This is a genomic window from Paenibacillus sp. ISL-20 (assembly GCF_018613005.1).
Lineage (GTDB): Bacteria > Bacillota > Bacilli > Paenibacillales > Paenibacillaceae > Paenibacillus_AQ.
The window spans coordinates 57,063-75,023 of sequence record NZ_JAGGRD010000019.1 but is presented as its reverse complement, the minus strand read 5'-3'; the positions used below and the strand labels follow the sequence as shown (position 1 = coordinate 75,023).

Genomic DNA, 17,961 nt, shown 5'->3' with positions numbered 1-17,961 from the left:
TGACCGTCGTAAGAAGCTGGCTAACCTATAACCGACCGGAAGCCACTCGGCTATCTGCGGAATGAGAGGGGCGATTAAGCAGGCCGCTCTAGATATCGTTCCGGAGCTTGAAGGCCAAATATATGACGTACATCCGCCGGATGGGGTAAGCGAGCCTTTTTATGCTGTGATCACGCTCGGCGAGGACGTCTGGAAATCTTCATGGGCAGGGTACCGGCAGGTGGTGCGGTTGAAGCTGTATGCGGATCGTTCCGAATTGCTTCAGTTGGATCGCTTGGTGGAACTTCTAATCCCGGGACTTCATCGCAAGCGGGTTATCGGAGCTGATGGGAAAGCATTCAAGCTGCATTATTTGGGTGTGCCGGAAGCCGACAAGTTCGATTCTGTTTCAGGCAAAATGATCCGGATCATGCGATTCGGCGTCTATATGCCGCAGGCATCCGGGGCCGGTTCCACCGGACAACCCGACGAATGGCTGCATACGCTGACAGCCTGGACAGGAGATGTGCTGGGTGATCCTTGGCGCATCTATCATACGGCATGGCCGGCGGGACGGGAAGATCACGCCGTACTATGGCGGATGACGGGCTGCGAGACCAAGATGGCGGGCGCTTCGATGTTCGAGGTTCGCAAAACCTTTACCGGGCATATTGCCGCTCTTGATTCCGCGGACGAGCAGCTTACGGCTGCGAGGCTGGTGGAGGAACTTGGAACCCAGGTTCAGCTGATGCTGGATTCACAGGATCGCCGCTATTTATCCGTTGCGGAGATTTCCTCCGATATGCAGGCCGATCCCATTCTGGACGGGCAGCTGAAGCTGACCCTGGCGCAGCGAAAGATGCGTTCTCCGGAGGAAGCCGCCTTAATCAGGCGCATTAACGTTCATCCAATTTTAAAGTGAGGTGGTTACAAATGGCTGTGAAAAAAACACTCAAGGCAGAATCTCGAAGTTTCAGCGCTCCACGATATACGCTGAATGAACTCGAAGCACACGCCAAGGAACTGTTCGAGGTTCGGGCGGAAGTGCTCGCAGGTGCCATGTATGGAACAGACGGAGAGCTGTTCACGGTAACCGAAGTCAAAGAAAGAATCCAACAATTTATGAAAGCGAAGGTGGTCTAATCATGGCAGGTGGAACATGGGAAAGCACAAATAAACCGGTACTCCCGGGTTTGTATATGAATTTCAAGGCGGCAGCCGCGTCGGCTATTCAGGGCGGATCACGCGGCACGGTCGTCGTGCCCGTTAAAGCCAATTGGGGACCGGTGCGCGAGTTCGTGGAGATCGGCAGCGAGTTCGCGATTTCCGAACTGTATTCTGCAGATAGCCACGATGGGGCTACGGCATACGAAACGCTTTATCTGGCTTTACTTGGCGGGCCGAAGAAGCTGCTGGCTTATCGCCTGGCAGATAGCACGGCGGCAGCGGCTAGCGTAACGCTGCAAAATGCGGAAGCCACGCCTTCCGACGTGTTGAAGCTGCAGGCCAAATATCCGGGCAGTCGAGGCAACGGCTTCTCCGTAACCGTGCAACCGTCGCTGATCGACCCGGCAGCGCGTGAGCTTCGCCTCTATGAAGGCGCCAAGCTGCTTGGTACTTATACAAGCCTGGACGGGACAGCAGCGTCGATTGCGGCGCAGATCAATGAAGACGATGAGAATCTGTGGGTAACGGCTACCGCACTGGAGGCGGCCGGCATTCCTGCTGATGTGAACGGAGCTGCTCTGTCCGGAGGCAAAAGCGGCAACGGCGGCCTGACGAATGCAGATTATATCGAGATGCAGGATGCGGTCGAAGGCCAGGAATTCAACGTACTTGCGCTGGATTATGCTGCGGATATGGCTCTGCTGCAGAGCTTTGCGGCCTGGGTGAAGCGTCTTCGTCAAGAAGGACGCGGCGTGATGGCCGTATTCGGCGGCAGCGCTGCGGACGATACCTCCAAGGATGCAGCCAAACTGGCGGCAGCCAGGTCGCTTGCATTGAACCATGAAGGGATTATCAATGTAGGTACGGGGGTTCGCCTGTCCGGCGTGAACTATAGTTCTGCCCAGACGGCTGCTTATGTGGCCGGGCTTATTGCCGGTCAACGTTTGAACCAATCCGCTACATACGCGGTAACACCATTCGAAGATGTGACTCGCCGCTGGACGCGCTCCGAGCAAGAGCAGGCTGTACGCAACGGCGTGTTCGTGCTTTTCTATGACGGACGTCAGGTGAAGGCGCTGCGCGGCATCAACACGTTGGTGAATCCGGCGGAAGGCCAAAACAATGCCTGGAAAAAAATCCGTTCTATCCGCGTGATGGATGCGATTCATGCGGATTTGCAGCTGGCTGCGGAACAGACCTACATCGGAAAGGTGAACAATACGGAGGAAGGCCGTCTGGCGCTGATCGGCGCCGTGAAGGAATATCTCGCTTCGTTGTCGCTGAGTAATGTCATCGAGCCAGACGGTTACGACGTCATTCTCGATCCGGCATACTATGGCGATTCCGCTGTGAACACGCCGGAGCCGGATCAGGTCTTCCTGCAGTGGAATGTGAAGCTGACCGATGTGATGGAGCAGTTGTTCGGTACTTTTTACGTGCAATAACTAGAACGTCGATCAATATTTTTCTTATAAAAACTTAAAGAAATCGAGGAGGAACTTAACATGTTGGATGCTTCAAGAGTCATTATGGGGACATACGGCCAGGCGTATATTGACGGGGTATGGCAGACGCATATTAACAAGCTGGAAGCCAGCGTGGAATTGGAGAAGCGCGAGCTGAAGCTGGTCGGCAACGACTGGACGGTGCACAAAAACGGCAGCAAAAAAGGAACCGGCACGATGAGCGGTTACAAGGTCACTTCCGATATGATCGCCCGCGGATTCACCAAATTCGATATTATCTCCAAGCTGGATGATCCCGAGTCCTACGGTCATGAGCGTGTTCGCCTGATCCGCTGCATGCCGGACAAAATCCAGCTGGCTAACTGGACAGCCGGTGAAGAAGTGCAGGAAGAAACCTCATTTACCTTCGAGGGGTACGAGCTGTTGGATCCGATTCGGGGGGATTAAGAGGTTTAGAGGTTTCTGCTTAAGCGGTGCTTGAGTACGTCAAAAAGCGGGGGTTCGCCCGGGATGGTGTACCTCATACGGGCGAGTATCGCCCGCTGCAATAGGAAATGGAATCTATTATTTAATGAGCAAAGGAGATATACGCATGAGCTTACATGAGAACATGAGCGAAGAGCAAATTTTGGACAGCCTGTTTGAGGCAGCCGAGAAGCTGCCGGAGGAAACGGTCCGCATTAAGCGCTTGGATATGAAGATGGTGCTGCAGGGTTTGACTTCGAGCAAGGTGGACAGCATCCGCGAGCGCTGCACCGTTCGCCGTACGGTAAAGGGTGCAGTGGATGAGAAGGTGGATACGGAAACGTTTAATGCATTGCTGATTTCCGAGGCCACGAGCAGTCTGTCGGTGAAGGGTTTGACGCTCAGCGGCTGGGGCGATCCGCGGATTACAAGCCGCTTGAAGCTGTCGGGCGGAGAGCAGGCGGTCCGCCGTATGCTGCTGGCCGGAGAGCTGGACGCCGTAGGGGATAAAGTGCTAGAGCTGTCCGGCTTTGGTGTCGAGATTGCTGACCTAAAAAACTGATCGGCTCCGGGGGAATGACGACGATGCTGTATCATCTGTGGGTCCGGCATCACCTTCGTCCCGGAGATTTTTGGCGGCTCCCGCGAGGCGAGCGCCTGCTGCTGCTCGCTTTCTCCCAGGAGGAGATCGAGGGCATGGCCGGTCAGAGTTTGAAGTGAACAGGGGGTGAAACGAAATGGCTGAAGCCATGAACTACCGCATGAATCTGGTCATCGATCCGAAAAACGTGATCAAGGCCAACCGCGAGCTGCGGGCGATGGAGCGTTATTTTGAGCGGATCCAGGGACGCGTCATGCGAATCGGACGTACCCGCATGGCGCCTGAAATCGTGCTGAAGGACAGCGCCTCGAAGGGGCTGGACAACCTGCTGGCAAAGATGGAGCGGGTGAGGTCGCAGGTGATAAATGCGTCGGGGAACGTGAAGCTGGAAGTGGCCAAGAAGATGGATACACATGTACAAGTTGAGATCATACAGTCTGTTGGTGCGATCGATTATTCTCGTATGTTAGATGCGTTGGCGGCAAATACTGACGCAACCATTAAACTGACGAGTGTTTTTGACAAATTAAGTGCTGGAGTTGGTTCCAGCGAACAAGTGTCTGATGGATTGTGGGGAACTATTAGGGGCATCTTTGGATTTGGTAAAGCGTCTGGAGAAACGGTTAGAAGCATCGGCGAAACACCAGATAAGTGGAAAAAAACAAAGGAAGCTTGGAGAGGGGGAGACATCGAACCAGGTTCAAGGAAAGGAAAGTTCTGGAATAGAATGACCACAACTGCTGACTTAATTGAAACCGTAAGTACAGGTGCCGGAGGGTTAATGGATGGTATAGAAGGTGTCTGGAATCAAGGAAAAAAATGGTTTGGCGGAGGGGGAGGAACCGTTTCAAGTGGTATCAAAGGTGCTACAAAGGTTCTAGGTCCAGCAAGTATTGCTGTAGATGCTGCGTCTATTGCGACTGCCAGTTCTGAAAGAGACAGGTCTCGGGCCATTGGCGCTGCTACGGTGGGAACGATTGGTGCAACCGTCGTAGGGGGATTAGGGTCGAGTCTTCCTGTGATAGGAAATATAATTGGTTCTGCGCTCGGAGGAACTGCAGGATATTATATTGGTGATAAAATTGGTGGGCTAACCTATGATTTGGGTGAAGCAATCAAGATTAAAGATTGGTTTTCTTTCGGGAAGAAGAAGACACCTAGTTTCGAGGAGATTGCGAAGAAACCTGCTATTTTAACAGGAAAATCAGCAGCAAACTCTACTCAAACCGAGTTGCCTTCCAAACATGTGCCTTACATTAATGTACCAAAGCTACCTGATCCTATTGTGCCAAAGCCCTCATGGCCCGAAAAACCGTCAACGCTTTATGAGAAATTACATGGGGGCCCAATAATGCCGGCTAGCCCGACTCCTTCTTCAGTAGGGGGTAGGGTGAGTGAAGATAATCAACTAGCAAGTAAACTTCCCTTGACCAAGGACACGATGTCTTCACAATCCGTGAAAATTAGTCCCGAGCAGATGACCACTCTATCCGGCTTGTTAATGGATTTCAAAACGGAGACAACGGTAAATTACAATCTACCTCCAGGCGCGGTGCAGGTTACGGTGCATGAGGAACACCCGATCGATGTGGAAGGGTTGATCCTTCAGATCGGGCAGCGGCTGAGAGCCGAATTCAGTAAAGCGGCACAGAACCGGAAGCCGACTCCGATGGCCTATTGAAGATGATGGTTAACAGCAGGCATGAAGTCGGTCCGAAGGCATCCATACAGAAAGGAGGGGGGGGCTAAGGTGGAGTTTATGTTGAAGAATGGAAAAGGCATGACGTTCCTATTCCCGGTTAATCCCGAAGAGGTGAGCATTTCACGCCAAAAGGGACTGGAAACGGCTACGATTCTCAACTATGGGGAATTTGATTTTCCGCAAGGCAATCGGATCAAGGAGATATCGTTCTCTTCATTTTTTCCCCAAGAGTATGATGCAGCTTTTTGCAAAGGACAAAAGAAGGATCATATTAAACCACAAATCGCGATGAATAAACTTAATGAGTTTTTGGCGTATAAAACACCGCTGCAATTCGTCATTACCAAGACGGCGGTGAATGTACCGGTGTATGTCGCTTCCCATCAGTCCACGTTTCGTGGCGGGGAGGTCGGGGATGTGTATTTTGACATCACGCTCCGGACATGGAGCGAAATGAAGGTGGCCAAAACGGCTGGCAGCAGCGGGGCATCTGGAACGAATAAAAAGCCCCGGGCCGACATGAAGGAACAGAACAAGACGTACACCGTGAAGCCAGGGGACTCACTTTCCAAAATCGCCAAGCTGGAGCTCGGGGACAGCTCGAAATGGAACCAGATCTACAAGCTGAATCAGAAGATGATTGGTAAAGATCCGAACGCCATCAAACCTGGCCAGAAGCTGGTGTTTTCATGAGTTATAAGGTGATTTTGCAGGATCAATACGATTTATCCCCTTTGGTGGAAGCTATCAGTCTAAGGGATTCGCTTGAACAAGTTGCATATCAGGGAACCGTCAATCTGGTCGTAACGCCGGATATGCCGCCGATCTCGCCGGGAATGGCGATCCGAATCAGCGGAATTCCTTACGGTAAGAAGGATTATGTCCCCCTGCTGCACCCGGCTGTCGTGTGGGAAGTAGAAACCTCGAATTACGGGGTGAAGCGGATGACCCTCACGCTGTACGATCGGACGGTATATCTGGACAAATCGGAGGATGAATATCTGTTCCCGGCGAAGCAGACCGCTACCCAGCGGTTCAAAAAGTACGCGGCGGACTGGAACCTGAAAATTGCGCTTTTACCGGATACCGAGAAGCAGCTGGGGCGTTCCGTTTACCGGACACAGTCGATTTATGCGAGCATGTTTGCTGATCTGCGGGAGACGGCCAAAGCCGGCGGCAAGCTGTATCATCCGCGGATGATCTCTTCAGGGCTTGAGCTGTATGAGTTAGGAACGAACAAAGATGTCTACATCCTGGAGGCCATCACGGATACTACGCAATCGCGGACGCTGGAGGGCGCGGCGACCAAGGTCAAAGTGCTGGCGACAGCCGCAAGCGAGACGGGAAAAGAGGTTCCTTCCAAGGTAATGGCCATCGAGGAGAAGGATATCGCAAAATACGGCCAACTCCAGGCTATTATTCAGGACGATGAAGTGAAGTCGCCTGCGGCTGCCCGCCAGCTGGCCCGGAGCAAACTGAGGGGGATTCGGGAGACCATCTCCCTGAATGCACCTGATGTCAATACGATCCGCGCCGGAGATGCGGTCATGCTGGGCTCGATGAAACTGCTCGTGATTTCTGTCAGCCGGGAGCTGGGGAATCCCGGGAGCATGATGCTTGAGCTGGGGAGTTATGACGATGTAAAAAGGAGGTTTTACCTTGAATAAAGACCCCTATGGACAATTGGCGTCCTCCTTATATGCCTCAATGAATAAGCAAACCCGTCAAGCCATGGGCGGCGTAGGGGCCGTGCTCGGCACGATTACCTCGACGGGACTCAAGCTGGATGATTTCAAGCATGAGCTGCAGGACTATATGGTGGCGGAACTGCCAGGAATGCTGTCCTTGCCCCGTTATACGGCAAAGGGCATCGTGACTTTGGGGGGCCAGCAGCAGGATATGACGTTTGATGCTGAAGAGAACGAAGTTGAAGATACCCTTTTTGAATTGGGAAAAGGCCTGAAACCGGGAGACCGTGTGCTCGCCGTTCGGGTCAACAGCGGTAACGACGTGGTGGTTGTATGCAAGGTGGTGAGCAGTGGTGGCTAATTTATTCCCGGAAGGCGATGACATGATCTGGACGGATGCGACCGATCCAGAGGTACTGGAAGGAGACGGGGCTGTTTTTGGACGGAGCTGGCGGTATGATTTTGAAGTCGGCGAGTTCGTGATGTCCCCGACCCGGAAGATTCCGGTTGCGGACGAGAAGGAAGCCTGGGTCATCTGGTGCGAAAAAGCGATCCGCACGCCGCGTTACCGTCATCTGATCTATACGCGCGATTATGGCAGCGAGCTGGAGGAACTGGTCGGCAAAGGCTATGACCGATCTCTGCAAGAGAGCGAGATTCAGCGCATGGTGACCGAGACGCTGCTGGCGGACGCTCGGACGGAGAGTGTGGATCAGTTCCTTTTTGAATGGGAAGGAGAAGCTTGCCGTTTCAGCTGCCGCATTACGAGCGTCCGGGATGAGACGGAAATCATAGAAAGCGTGGTGATATGATGGCAGATTTGCCGTTATATTTGTTGGATCAGACGGAAGAGAACATTATGAACCGCATGTTGAACAAAGTGCCTTCGGACATCGACAAGTCGGAAGGCTCTTTTATTTGGGATGCGCAGGCGCCGGTGGCATTTATGCTGTCTGAGGCAGCCTTGTGGGCACAGGAGCTGCTGCGTCGAGGCTTTGCAAGCACGGTGGTAAGCGATCGTCCAGATATTCGGTCCGCTGAACTCGATCTGAGGACGGCAGAGCATGGGATTACTAGGCGGGAAGCGGTCGCTTCGTCCGGCGGCGTTCTGTTTACGGGGAAGCCGGGGACAACCGTGCCTGCCGGAACCTATGTCGCTACACCAGCCGATGAGGGTTCCGGGGAATCCTCAGTGGAGTATGTGACCACATCAGGCGTTACGCTGGGTGACTTGGGTACCGGCACGGCGCCGATCCGAGCTGTCACGCCGGGCAGTAATGGCAATGTTCCCGCAGGCGTCATTCAGCTCATGATGACGTCAGTCAGCGGTGTGACATCGGTTACGAACCCGGAACCCACACGGAGCGGGACGGATACCGAAAGCGATCAGTCGCTCCTGGAGCGTTTTTACGCCAAAGTCCGAAGTCAGGGAACGAGCGGCAACAAAGCGCAGTACATGCAGTGGGCTAATGAGATTGCGGGTGTTGGCGGCGTGGAAGTGGCGCCGTTGTGGAAAGGACCCGGTACCGTCGGGCTGTATCTCATAGATACTGACAAGCGTGCGGCAAGCCAGGATATCGTGAATGCCGTTCAGCAGTACATTGACCCGTCCCAGGATGGACAGGGTGAAGGCGTTGCCCCGGCCGGTCCGGTTATCACGGTGATGCCTGCGGCGGAAGTGGCGATTGATATCTCCGTCAAAGTGCAGCGCACGCAAGAGCAGCCTTCGACGATGGAAGAAATCCGGAAGCTGATCGAGGACGGCGTTCGCACGTATTTACAGCAGATCGCTTTTAACCGAAAGGATCCTTTGGTGAGGTATACGCGAATTGCCGCCGTATTGCTGGATATCCCGATTATTATCGACTATACGGATTTGACGATTAACGGCCACACCGAGCAGCAAAATATCGAAATTGGCTCTGGTCAGGTAGCGGTGCTGGGGACGGTGAGCGTAAGTGAATAATGTCCGAATGAACAGCTTGCGCGGTCGCGAGCTGTTTTCTTATCTACCGGCCTATTATGAGACCTCCCGCGTCATGCAATCCGATATGGATGCCAAGGGCAGCGAGCTGGACGCGCTTTACCAAGCGCTGAACTCAGCTGCAGATCAGTTTTTTGTCCGTACAGCGACCTGGGGTTTGGAACGCTGGGAGATGGAGCTCGGCATTCCAACTGACCGAAACAAGCCGATCGAGCAGCGACGGGCGGTGCTGGAGTCCAAGCTGCGCGGAGCGGGAACCTTCTCCGGGGCGCTCGTGAAAAACGTGGCGGAAGCTTATGACGGCGGCACGGTCGAGGTATCCTTCCAGCCCGAGGAATGGGGCTTCACGGTTAAATTCGTGGATACGCTCGGCATCCCGCCGAATCTGGAGGATCTGAAGGCTGCGATTGAGGAGATCAAGCCGGCGCATCTGGCGGTGGCGTATGCATTCAACTACTTGCTGATACGCGATATTCATGACGTGATGACCCTGTTTGACATGGGCCAAACGCCATTAAACAAATTTGCAGGAGGTGTTTGAGTTGTCCAGTAACACACCGAATTTAGGATTGTTGAAGAAAGACCCGATGGTGGATGGCAACGAGACCTTTAACATCGAGACGATGCTGAATGAGAACTGGGATAAGGTTGATGAGGCCGTGGGGAACATCAAAGTTCCAGACGCTTCGTTGACGGAGAAGGGTATAGTGCAGCTCTCCAATGCAACAAACGGCACTCGGGAGAATGTGGCTGCTACAGAGAAGGCCATAAAGGATGTTGCTCTTCAGGCGAAGTCATACACCGACCAACAGATTAGCCTGGTTACGGAAACAGGCATCCCGAAGCTGGTCAGCTATCCGCTATTGGTGACGGCCACAGCCGATAATCAGAAGGTATTCGAGATTCCGCTTGATCTTTTCGACGCCAACACCGACACCTTGCTAGTAGCAATTAACCGGGCGGTATTGGATTCGACTCAGTACACCGTGACCAACACGGTTCGGAACGGTGCTGGTGAGGTCACGCAACGGGCGAAGATCACTCTTCTTTCAGGCGTGGCCTCAACGTCTGAGGTGACCATGGTAGTCCTGAAAAATGTTCCAATCGGCCCGGACGGATCGATCAATGGTGCAGTGCTGGCGGTTAATAGCCTACCTATTAACAGGGTGAATGGGCTTGAAGAAGCTCTCAATAATATTACTAGATGGGGGGCGCTATAAATGGCAGATGTAGCGAAAAGGTTGGGTAAAGGTACGGTTTCGAACGCTTTAGTAATTGCTTACACCGTACCTAGCGGAACGACTACTATGATTAAGGCAGTCACACTTTGCAATACCTCTAGTACAAATGTACTTTTCACTTTAATTTTGGCTGGCTTGAATGTGATAAATGCACACACGATAAAAGCGAATGACACAATTACTATCCCTTTTTTAGACCAAGTATTGCATTCTGGAGAGACTATTGAAATTGCAAGCGGATCTCTTAACTACTACATCAGCGGCAAAGAGGTGACGCCGTAATGCCGAAGATAGATGTCTACAGACTGGACGCTTATAGTCTGGATGGCCCGTCAATGGAAGAGGTTAGTAGGTTGTATTTTGATTTGTCGTATAATGAGCCTATGCCGCCTAGTACTACTCTATACAAAGATTTATTTACTATTCCTGCAAGTGAAAATTTTGCGGATATGTATTCTGGTACTGATGTGCCAACTACAGATTCAGAATTTGTTATCCGTGGCAGCACAAACGGGGGAGGAGGTGCCGGATTAAGTAGGGTCAGTTTAACATTCGAAGATGATCAGGGAAAGAGATATGAAAATATGCTCCCAAGCTCAGGTGAATACAATAACGGTAATGGCTATCAGGGGATGATTCTGGATAGGGTCGCACGTAAAGTAACATTTTTGAGGATTTATAGGCATATTGGTACTAGCCCTACAACGAATGTATATACCTTACCTTCAGACTTTAATATTTTCGGAGATATAAAAGTAAAAATAAGGCACATTTCAAATCCGGCATCGACAAATAGGGCGGAAGGGTTTGTTAAAGGGTATTTAATTATAACATAAAGACAGGTGTTTTTATCAATGTATGTTATTTATGATCAAGTGTCAGAAGTATCGGGAGTTGTTAAGGAAATTGTCTTTATACCAACCGTGTCAAACCGAGGGTCAGGTCGAGATATTGGTCAAAAACCGATGGTCTACCCAGATAATATTCCAGGAATGACATCAAAGCTAATGATCAATTTGGAGACAAATGATCTTTACTACGATTACTATGCCCCCGAGACGATTAAAAATAAGATATCTGGTTTGCAGCAGGAAAATGCCGATTTGAACTTAACCCTGGGCAACCTTATTCTAGAGAACGCCAACGATAAGGCGACAATTGCATCCAAGGAGGACACGGTGTGAACCCTGCTCTTCGAAGTGGCTGCACTGAAGGGAGGTACAGAATAAATGTGGTATTCGATCATCAAGCGTTATTATGATAACCAGCATCTGTTGTACAACAATGACAGCCTGAAAATCTTTGTAGCAGCCAAGATGATCACTTCAGAAGAATACGAGCAAATCACAAATGTTGATTATGCAGCATAGTGCGCCGTGAGGCGTTTTTATTTTGCCCCTGGGTGTCCGGGGGCTCTTTTATAGACAGGGGGACTGTATGAAATATCTCAGATCATTGCGCAGGCTCGCTGAAAACATTAAGGGATTCAACTTGTAACAAAGGAGATGAACACATATGCCAAAGGGAATAACAGCGCAGGAGATGGATTCGGCGACGGCATCGGGCCTTGTCCCACATCTTGGCACAACAACCAATAGCGGCAATTCTTATAGCGTTACATCTAATACGCCTATCAGCACGAATCAAAAGTTTACGATAAAGTTCAATGTCGCAAGTTCTACAGCTCCGACACTCAAAATCAATAACGATACAGCATTACCTATTAAAAAAGCGAATGGCAATAACGCAAAGTTATACGCTGGTGTCTATACTTTGTTCCGGGATGGATCGGCTTTTATCTTACAGGGTGAGGGGGGGGGATTATGGAACAGCAACAGCGACTGATGTCCTTGCTCCAAAAACAATAGGGACTCCTGACGGCATCCTCACAGGGACCATCCCGGATAGAGGTGCTGGAGGAACTATTACACCAGGAACAACCAATGTAACTAGACAATCCGGTTATTATTCATCGGATATCATTGTTCAAGGTAGTGCAGCCTTAGTATCTGGGAATATACGGAAGGGTGTTAACTTATTCGGGGTAACTGGTAATTATGCTATGCAATTTGTCCGTGAATCAATTATTATCCCATTAAATGGCACGGTGGGCGTGACTCTACCTTTTGACTATGGTCTATTCTTAGCAGGAACGGCCATAGGAACTGTTGCGGCTTGGTCCGGTGAAACAATTAAATCACAAGATGTGACGGGAAATACGGGAAGTCATTATCAATTTACGTTTAATCGGGTAGCCGCTAATAGAGTCAATTTGGGAATAAGCAGTGGTACGAACTCTTATCAATGCAGTTATGCGGCACAGGAAATAATGCCCAAGCCATAATAATAGGGAGGAAAAATTAATATGCCAGTAAACGAGACGATTTCTACTTTTGAAGAATTTATGAGGGATCGTTATCCAATAGGATATAACGATTATGATCAAGAATGTTTTATATTTTTTTTGAGGAAGCAAGGATTTCCGGTATTTACGCCGATTAGCTTTGTCCTTACAGTGTATGGTGAAGCTGGTCAAGCTGCAATTAATAATGGAGGAACAGAATCGGATGTAATTAAAGCGTTAATTTCTTCTGATCCTCAAAATAGAATGGGTTATAATACACTCTTTTAAGTAACAAGTGATCTTATTTTATGCCCTCGTTTACCCGGGTCTTCTTTTATATAACAAGGGGGAAGGGTATGAACGGGGTACAGTCGGAGATGCTCCAGCGGATCACCGCGTTTGAGACCAAAGTTGATAACATGGACTTGAATCTGAATTGAGCGATCCATGCAAATCAAACAGCAAGCGAAGCTTTAGTTAAATCAAAATCAGAACATTAGACAAAATTAAAGACAATCAAAAATGGCTTAAGTGTGCAATCGCCGGGTCTTCTTGAGATAGTAAACATTCATTTAAGAGAGGAACAATAGATATGATTGTTCAGGAAATGCAAACTTCTCTGAAAAGCGCCTTGAAAACGAAATTTAAAGACATCCCCCTCATCACCAAAGAGGATGCCGCACCATTACCAGCACTCCCATACTTCCTAACCGAACTAACCCTATCCGAGCTCGAGCCGATATCGACAAGTCGATATGCGGCTCGTTTTCGCTTCCGCATCTCTTATATGCCCGCTGACGGGAAGCCGGTGGCAACAATCATGGACGAGTTACTGGAGAGCCTAACCTCCCTTGAAGTTGAAGGCCAGCTTTGTCGCGCCTCATCAGTGGCGTGGGAGCGACCAATGCGGAATGATGGGGCAGCGGGAGAAGGATATTTTCGTGCAGAGTATGTCATTCAGATGACAACGGATCAGGAAGAGAACGACATGAAGATGCAAACATTGAAACAGGGAGGCGGATTGAAATGAGTAAAAAAGAAACAGCACCAGCGTTCAACAAGCACCAGTTGGCACAATCCAATCAATTCAGTAATCGCGAGAAGGATGTGCTGAGCGCCATTCTCGAAGAGGGCAAGACGTACACCGTTCAGCAAGCGAAAGACCAGTTAACCACATTTTTGAAAAAGGAGGTCATCTAAATGGCCGGAGGAACATGGACAACACCAAACAAAGTAAGACCAGGCGTATACACCCAAATCTCATCGCAGGAGCAGCCGATTGGGCGCGTAGGTGAAAGGGGGATTGCGGCGTTGGGCTTGACCCTTCCATGGGGAGAGCCCCATAAAATCCTGACGATCAAACCAGGTACCAATCTGGTGGAGGTGCTGGGTTATGATATCACATCACCACAGTTGCTCTCGGTAAAAGAAGTACTTAAGCGTGCTGGCACGCTTCTGTTGTACCGCTTAAATAGCGGCGCCCAGGCTGCAGCTTCTGTTGCTGGTCTCAAAGTAACCGCACTTTATGGCGGCGAACGCGGAAATGACATCCAGATCGTCATTGAGAACGCCGTTGATGATCCCGGCAAGTTCGTGGTCAGCACCCTGCTGAGCGGCAAAGTCGTAGAAAAACAGCTTGTAGCCAGTGCGGCCGAACTGAAACCGAACTTGTACGTAGCCTTCGCACCGGATACCGGCGATTTGGCAGCTACGGCTGGCTTTGCTCTCACAGGCGGCGCGAACGGCACCGTAACCAACCAAGAGCATGTTGATTTTCTTGCCGCGCTTGAGGTTCAAGACTTCCAGACTGTAGGCCTGTTGTCGGGTGACCCAACGCTTAAGTCTCTGTATACCGCATTCGTCAAGCGTCTTCGTGAGCAGGAAGGCAAGAAGGTTCAAGCTGTGCTGTCTGATTATTCGGCTGCGGATTATGAAGGAGTCATCTCCGTGAAAAATGGCGTTGTTCTCACCGACAGCACCGTCGTGGATAAGGTGAAGGCAGTTGCCTGGGTCACTGGCGCTACAGCTGCGGCAGCCGTTAACGAATCCCTTACGTATGCGGCTTACGATGAAGCGGTGGATACCGATGTTCGCTTGAGCCATACGGAGATTGAAGCAGCGCTCACGAAGGGTGAGTTTCTGTTTAACTACAGCGGCGGCAAGGCCGTGGTCGAGCAGGATATTAATAGCTTTACCTCGATTGAGCCGGCGAAAGCGCGGCATTTTTCCAAAAACCGGGTGGTCCGCGTGCTGGATGGAATTGCAAACGATCTAAAGCTGATTTTCGAGAAGTCTTATATCGGTAAGGTAGATAACAATGTGGATGGCCGGACGCTGTTCTGGGCGGAATGTGCGGCGTATTTTGCATCTCTGCAGAATATCGGTGCCATCCAGAATTTTGATGCGAACGAGGATATTGTGGTGACGCCGGGCTCAGAAGGTGATGTGCTGTTTGTGGATATTAAGGTACAGCCAGTGGATGCAATTGAAAAAGTATACATGAAAGTGAAGGTGGTCTAAGATGGCATTTTTGCGGGCAAACGACACGATTTCCGGGCAAGAGGGCAAGGCATTCGTCAAAATTGGCGAGCGTATGGAGGAAATGTTCTACATTAAAACACTGGAAGCTACGGTGGAGAAGGAAAAAGCCGAGCTGAAAACGATGGGCCAACGCGCCGTACAGCATAAAGCCATTGGCTGGAAGGGCAGCGGCACGATGACCATTTATTATGTGACCTCACTGTTCCGCGAGCTGATGATGGAATACATCCAGACAGGGAAAGACGCCTACTTCATGATTGAAGTGCGCAATGAGGATCCAGGTTCGTCGACGGGGCGTCAGACGGTGATTTTGGAAGGGGTCAATCTCGACAGCGTGATTATGGCATCTCTCGACACCGAAGCGGAGGCGCTGGAGGAAGAAGTGGCTTTCACGTTTGAGAATGTGCGGATTGAGACGCCGTTTAACCCATTGGCCTAATACTTAACATTGAATGAGGAGGAAGGAATATGAGTGATTTTAGTATGTTTTTTGCTGGGCAGTCGTCTGCAGAGATCACGGAGGAATTCGTGGTCTCTGTTCGTTTTAAGGATGCTGAAGGGAGCCCCGTGCCTTGGAAGCTGCGCAGCATCACGGAGGAAGAGAACCAGGAGTGCCGCAAAGCGGCTACCCGTAAGGTCAAGGGCAAGAACGGCGTATTCACGCCGGAAATCGACCCGAATGACTATATGGCGAAGCTGATGGTATCGAGCGTCATCTTCCCTGATTTGAAAAATAGCGAGCTGCAAAAATCCTACGGCGTGCTCGGTGCAGAATCTCTGCTCCGCAAAATGCTGCTGCCCGGCGAATTTGCCGCGCTTGGTGAGCGGGTGCAAGCCCTTAACGGGTTTGACCGGGATATGAACGAACTGGTGGATGACGTAAAAAACTAATCAAAGAGGGTGACGGTGACGCGAACTATGCGTACTACGCCCTCCATGAACTGCACATCCTTCCTCACCAGCTCATGGCGATGACGGTCCGGGAACGGGCCGCCATCTATGCCATGATCTCGATGCGGGTGGAGAAGGAGAAGCTCGAGAGAGTCCGGAAGCGGAGATAGGTTGTAGAAAAAGGGGGTGAAGGAATGGCGAGTGTAAAGGATGCACTCCTGCGCTTAAATAATATGGCCGACTTTGTTGCGAAAATGACGATTATTCCAGTAGCAAAAGAACAAGTAACGGAAGACTTCTTTAAAGTTAAGACTGGTGATGCTGAGGTAGGTTCAGCTATATTCGAAAACATTAAACAGAATGCATTGAAAACCGGGTTAGATGTTAACGATTCGTTAAATAATGCTTTAACGTTCATGTCAATGACTAAAAACTCAGATCAAATTGCGCAATTAAATGGCTTCGCTGATCGAATGAGCACACTATCAACAGACGGCAAGAGTTCAAAAGATGCAACAGGGGCGATTATGAGTGCGATGCGTGGCGATACCAGCTCTCTAGCTAAAGATTTTAATATTCCTGATTCCCAGATTAAAAGCTTTAATGCAGAAATCATATCATCTAAAGGCAATTTTACTGCATTTCTTTCATCTATGGACAAACTGCTGCAAAAATCAGGCATGACACAGGAAGCTATGGAAACCATGCTGGATTCGCCTGTTAATAAGTGGCAGCAATTAATGGGATCCGTCAACAATTCTTTTGTTCAGATGGGGGGTGGCGCATTAGCTGCAATCATGCCAATTCTGGATATGTTGAATGCAGCTTTTGAAAACGGGACTTTCCAGCCTTTTATTGATGCTATATCCATAGGATTAACCGTAATTGCTGAGGGGTTTTTGTGGGTAGCGCAAATGATCCCTCCAGCCTGGGAATTCATTAAAGCTACGATTGCTGGTGTCGGTAACACTATATGGAATCTGGTCACTATATTTATGGGGTTGCTTCCTGTTATCGCTTTAGTGGGTGTTTTCTTTGCGATGTTAAATGCAGGGATGATTATGGGAAGAATATCGGCTTACGCGTTTACTGCGGCACAAACTGTGATGGCTACGGTTACGAATATAGCGGCAGGTGCAATGAGATTATTTAATATGGTGGTTAAGGCTAATCCTCTTATGCTGTTAATTTCTTTAGTTATCGCTGCGATGGCCGCATTCGGGGCTTGGAAAGTGGTGACTATGGGCCTTAAGCAGATATTTAGCAACGTATTTGGTTTCATTGTCGATCTGGCGCAAAACACGGTTAACACGGTCATTTCAGTTATTAACGGGATCATTAAAGGTGTTAACGCAGTAGCGGGCTTTTTTGGCAAGGTGCTTGGCGTGGATACCAAGCAAATTGCGGAGATTGAATATAAGGCAGATTTTACGAATTTCAAGGATAAAGGGCAAGACTATATTGAAGATTTCTCCATAGATAAGTTCAAAAATCAATTCATGCCGGCTAAGAACACGGGCAAGAACAACGAGGAGTTATTGGAACAGTACAATATGGGAAAAACCGGATACGATGTTCCCGTTCCAAAAACAGCCCCAACTCCGTCCATGCCCGTCATGCCAACGGCCCCAATCCCGGTAGCCCCTGCGGGCGGAAGCATCGATTCCATTGGTAAAGTGGATAACTCGGTGGACGTGGCGAGCGAGGATCTGAAAATCATGCGTGATCTGGCAGAAGTGAATGCGATCAGCAATATGATCACCCTGACGCCGACCGTGCAGATGACGACAGGAGATATTAACTCCGGGGCCGATCTGGATACGATCATGTCGAGAATTAACCGAACGCTGGAGGAGCAGTTTGTTTCCAGTGCCGAGGGGGTGTATCTGTAA

Annotated in this window: 26 protein-coding genes; all 26 read left to right on the top strand. The window is 50.1% G+C overall.

What is annotated here, in order from left to right; translation table 11 throughout:
• Positions 1–61 precede the first annotated feature (61 nt).
• Complete coding sequence (locus J7E85_RS11425) at positions 62–901, top strand: hypothetical protein (RefSeq protein ID WP_215157880.1); 840 nt, start codon at positions 62–64, stop codon at positions 899–901.
• Between the two features lie 11 nt (positions 902–912).
• Positions 913–1,122, top strand: a complete 210-nt coding sequence (locus J7E85_RS11420; RefSeq protein WP_215157872.1) for a YqzN/YkzM domain-containing protein — start codon at positions 913–915, stop codon at positions 1,120–1,122.
• Positions 1,123–1,124: 2 nt separating this feature from the next.
• Positions 1,125–2,591 (top strand): phage tail sheath family protein, encoded by a 1,467-nt coding sequence (locus tag J7E85_RS11415; protein ID WP_215157870.1) that lies wholly within the window; start codon positions 1,125–1,127, stop codon positions 2,589–2,591.
• Between the two features lie 60 nt (positions 2,592–2,651).
• Positions 2,652–3,059, top strand: coding sequence for a phage tail tube protein (locus tag J7E85_RS11410; protein WP_215157868.1), 408 nt, complete (start codon positions 2,652–2,654; stop codon positions 3,057–3,059).
• Between the two features lie 145 nt (positions 3,060–3,204).
• Complete coding sequence (locus J7E85_RS11405; RefSeq protein ID WP_076324773.1) at positions 3,205–3,639, top strand: phage tail assembly chaperone; 435 nt, start codon at positions 3,205–3,207, stop codon at positions 3,637–3,639.
• A gap of 23 nt (positions 3,640–3,662) precedes the next feature.
• Positions 3,663–3,797 carry a hypothetical protein gene (locus J7E85_RS34565; protein WP_015737373.1) on the top strand — a complete coding sequence of 45 codons (135 nt, stop codon included), beginning with the start codon at positions 3,663–3,665 and terminating at the stop codon, positions 3,795–3,797.
• 17 nt (positions 3,798–3,814) lie between these two features.
• Positions 3,815–5,359, top strand: coding sequence for a hypothetical protein (locus J7E85_RS11400; RefSeq protein ID WP_215157867.1), 1,545 nt, complete (start codon positions 3,815–3,817; stop codon positions 5,357–5,359).
• A gap of 69 nt (positions 5,360–5,428) precedes the next feature.
• Complete coding sequence (locus J7E85_RS11395; protein WP_215157865.1) at positions 5,429–6,073, top strand: LysM peptidoglycan-binding domain-containing protein; 645 nt, start codon at positions 5,429–5,431, stop codon at positions 6,071–6,073.
• Positions 6,070–7,047, top strand: a complete 978-nt coding sequence (locus J7E85_RS11390) for an XkdQ/YqbQ family protein (protein ID WP_215157863.1) — start codon at positions 6,070–6,072, stop codon at positions 7,045–7,047. The genes J7E85_RS11395 and J7E85_RS11390 overlap by 4 nt, the downstream gene beginning before the upstream one ends.
• On the top strand, positions 7,040–7,429 hold the full coding sequence (locus tag J7E85_RS11385; protein WP_076324769.1) for a hypothetical protein: 390 nt from the start codon (positions 7,040–7,042) through the stop codon (positions 7,427–7,429). Before J7E85_RS11390 ends, J7E85_RS11385 begins: the two co-directional genes overlap by 8 nt.
• A complete protein-coding gene (locus J7E85_RS11380; protein ID WP_215157861.1) occupies positions 7,422–7,880 on the top strand; it encodes a DUF2634 domain-containing protein in 459 nt (152 codons plus the stop codon). Before J7E85_RS11385 ends, J7E85_RS11380 begins: the two co-directional genes overlap by 8 nt.
• On the top strand, positions 7,880–9,034 hold the full coding sequence (locus J7E85_RS11375) for a baseplate J/gp47 family protein (RefSeq protein WP_215158117.1): 1,155 nt from the start codon (positions 7,880–7,882) through the stop codon (positions 9,032–9,034). Before J7E85_RS11380 ends, J7E85_RS11375 begins: the two co-directional genes overlap by 1 nt.
• A gap of 7 nt (positions 9,035–9,041) precedes the next feature.
• Positions 9,042–9,593, top strand: a complete 552-nt coding sequence (locus J7E85_RS11370) for a YmfQ family protein (protein ID WP_215158119.1) — start codon at positions 9,042–9,044, stop codon at positions 9,591–9,593.
• A gap of 1 nt (position 9,594) precedes the next feature.
• A complete protein-coding gene (locus J7E85_RS11365) occupies positions 9,595–10,272 on the top strand; it encodes a phage tail protein (protein ID WP_251035652.1) in 678 nt (225 codons plus the stop codon).
• Positions 10,273–10,575, top strand: coding sequence for a hypothetical protein (locus J7E85_RS11360; RefSeq protein ID WP_215157859.1), 303 nt, complete (start codon positions 10,273–10,275; stop codon positions 10,573–10,575).
• Positions 10,575–11,129 (top strand): hypothetical protein, encoded by a 555-nt coding sequence (locus J7E85_RS11355; RefSeq protein ID WP_215157857.1) that lies wholly within the window; start codon positions 10,575–10,577, stop codon positions 11,127–11,129. Before J7E85_RS11360 ends, J7E85_RS11355 begins: the two co-directional genes overlap by 1 nt.
• Positions 11,130–11,147: 18 nt before the next feature.
• Positions 11,148–11,477: a hypothetical protein gene (locus J7E85_RS11350; protein WP_215157855.1), complete on the top strand. Its 330-nt coding sequence runs from the start codon at positions 11,148–11,150 to the stop codon at positions 11,475–11,477.
• A 45-nt stretch (positions 11,478–11,522) separates the two neighbouring features.
• Complete coding sequence (locus J7E85_RS11345) at positions 11,523–11,663, top strand: XkdX family protein (protein ID WP_215157853.1); 141 nt, start codon at positions 11,523–11,525, stop codon at positions 11,661–11,663.
• 365 nt (positions 11,664–12,028) lie between these two features.
• Positions 12,029–12,637 (top strand): hypothetical protein, encoded by a 609-nt coding sequence (locus J7E85_RS11340; protein WP_215157851.1) that lies wholly within the window; start codon positions 12,029–12,031, stop codon positions 12,635–12,637.
• Between the two features lie 21 nt (positions 12,638–12,658).
• A complete protein-coding gene (locus J7E85_RS11335; RefSeq protein WP_215157849.1) occupies positions 12,659–12,925 on the top strand; it encodes a hypothetical protein in 267 nt (88 codons plus the stop codon).
• A gap of 304 nt (positions 12,926–13,229) precedes the next feature.
• Positions 13,230–13,667, top strand: coding sequence for a phage tail terminator family protein (locus J7E85_RS11330; RefSeq protein WP_215157847.1), 438 nt, complete (start codon positions 13,230–13,232; stop codon positions 13,665–13,667).
• The gene (locus J7E85_RS11325) at positions 13,664–13,837 is read left to right on the top strand and encodes a hypothetical protein (protein WP_215157845.1); all 174 of its coding nucleotides are present in this window, start codon (positions 13,664–13,666) and stop codon (positions 13,835–13,837) included. The genes J7E85_RS11330 and J7E85_RS11325 overlap by 4 nt, the downstream gene beginning before the upstream one ends.
• Complete coding sequence (locus J7E85_RS11320; protein WP_215157843.1) at positions 13,838–15,157, top strand: phage tail sheath family protein; 1,320 nt, start codon at positions 13,838–13,840, stop codon at positions 15,155–15,157. It abuts the gene before it with no gap.
• Between the two features lies 1 nt (position 15,158).
• On the top strand, positions 15,159–15,617 hold the full coding sequence (locus tag J7E85_RS11315) for a phage tail tube protein (protein WP_006212529.1): 459 nt from the start codon (positions 15,159–15,161) through the stop codon (positions 15,615–15,617).
• A gap of 29 nt (positions 15,618–15,646) precedes the next feature.
• Complete coding sequence (locus J7E85_RS11310; protein ID WP_215157841.1) at positions 15,647–16,069, top strand: phage tail assembly chaperone; 423 nt, start codon at positions 15,647–15,649, stop codon at positions 16,067–16,069.
• A gap of 194 nt (positions 16,070–16,263) precedes the next feature.
• Entirely contained in the window at positions 16,264–17,961 is a 1,698-nt protein-coding gene (locus J7E85_RS11305) for a phage tail tape measure protein (protein WP_251035650.1), read from the top strand.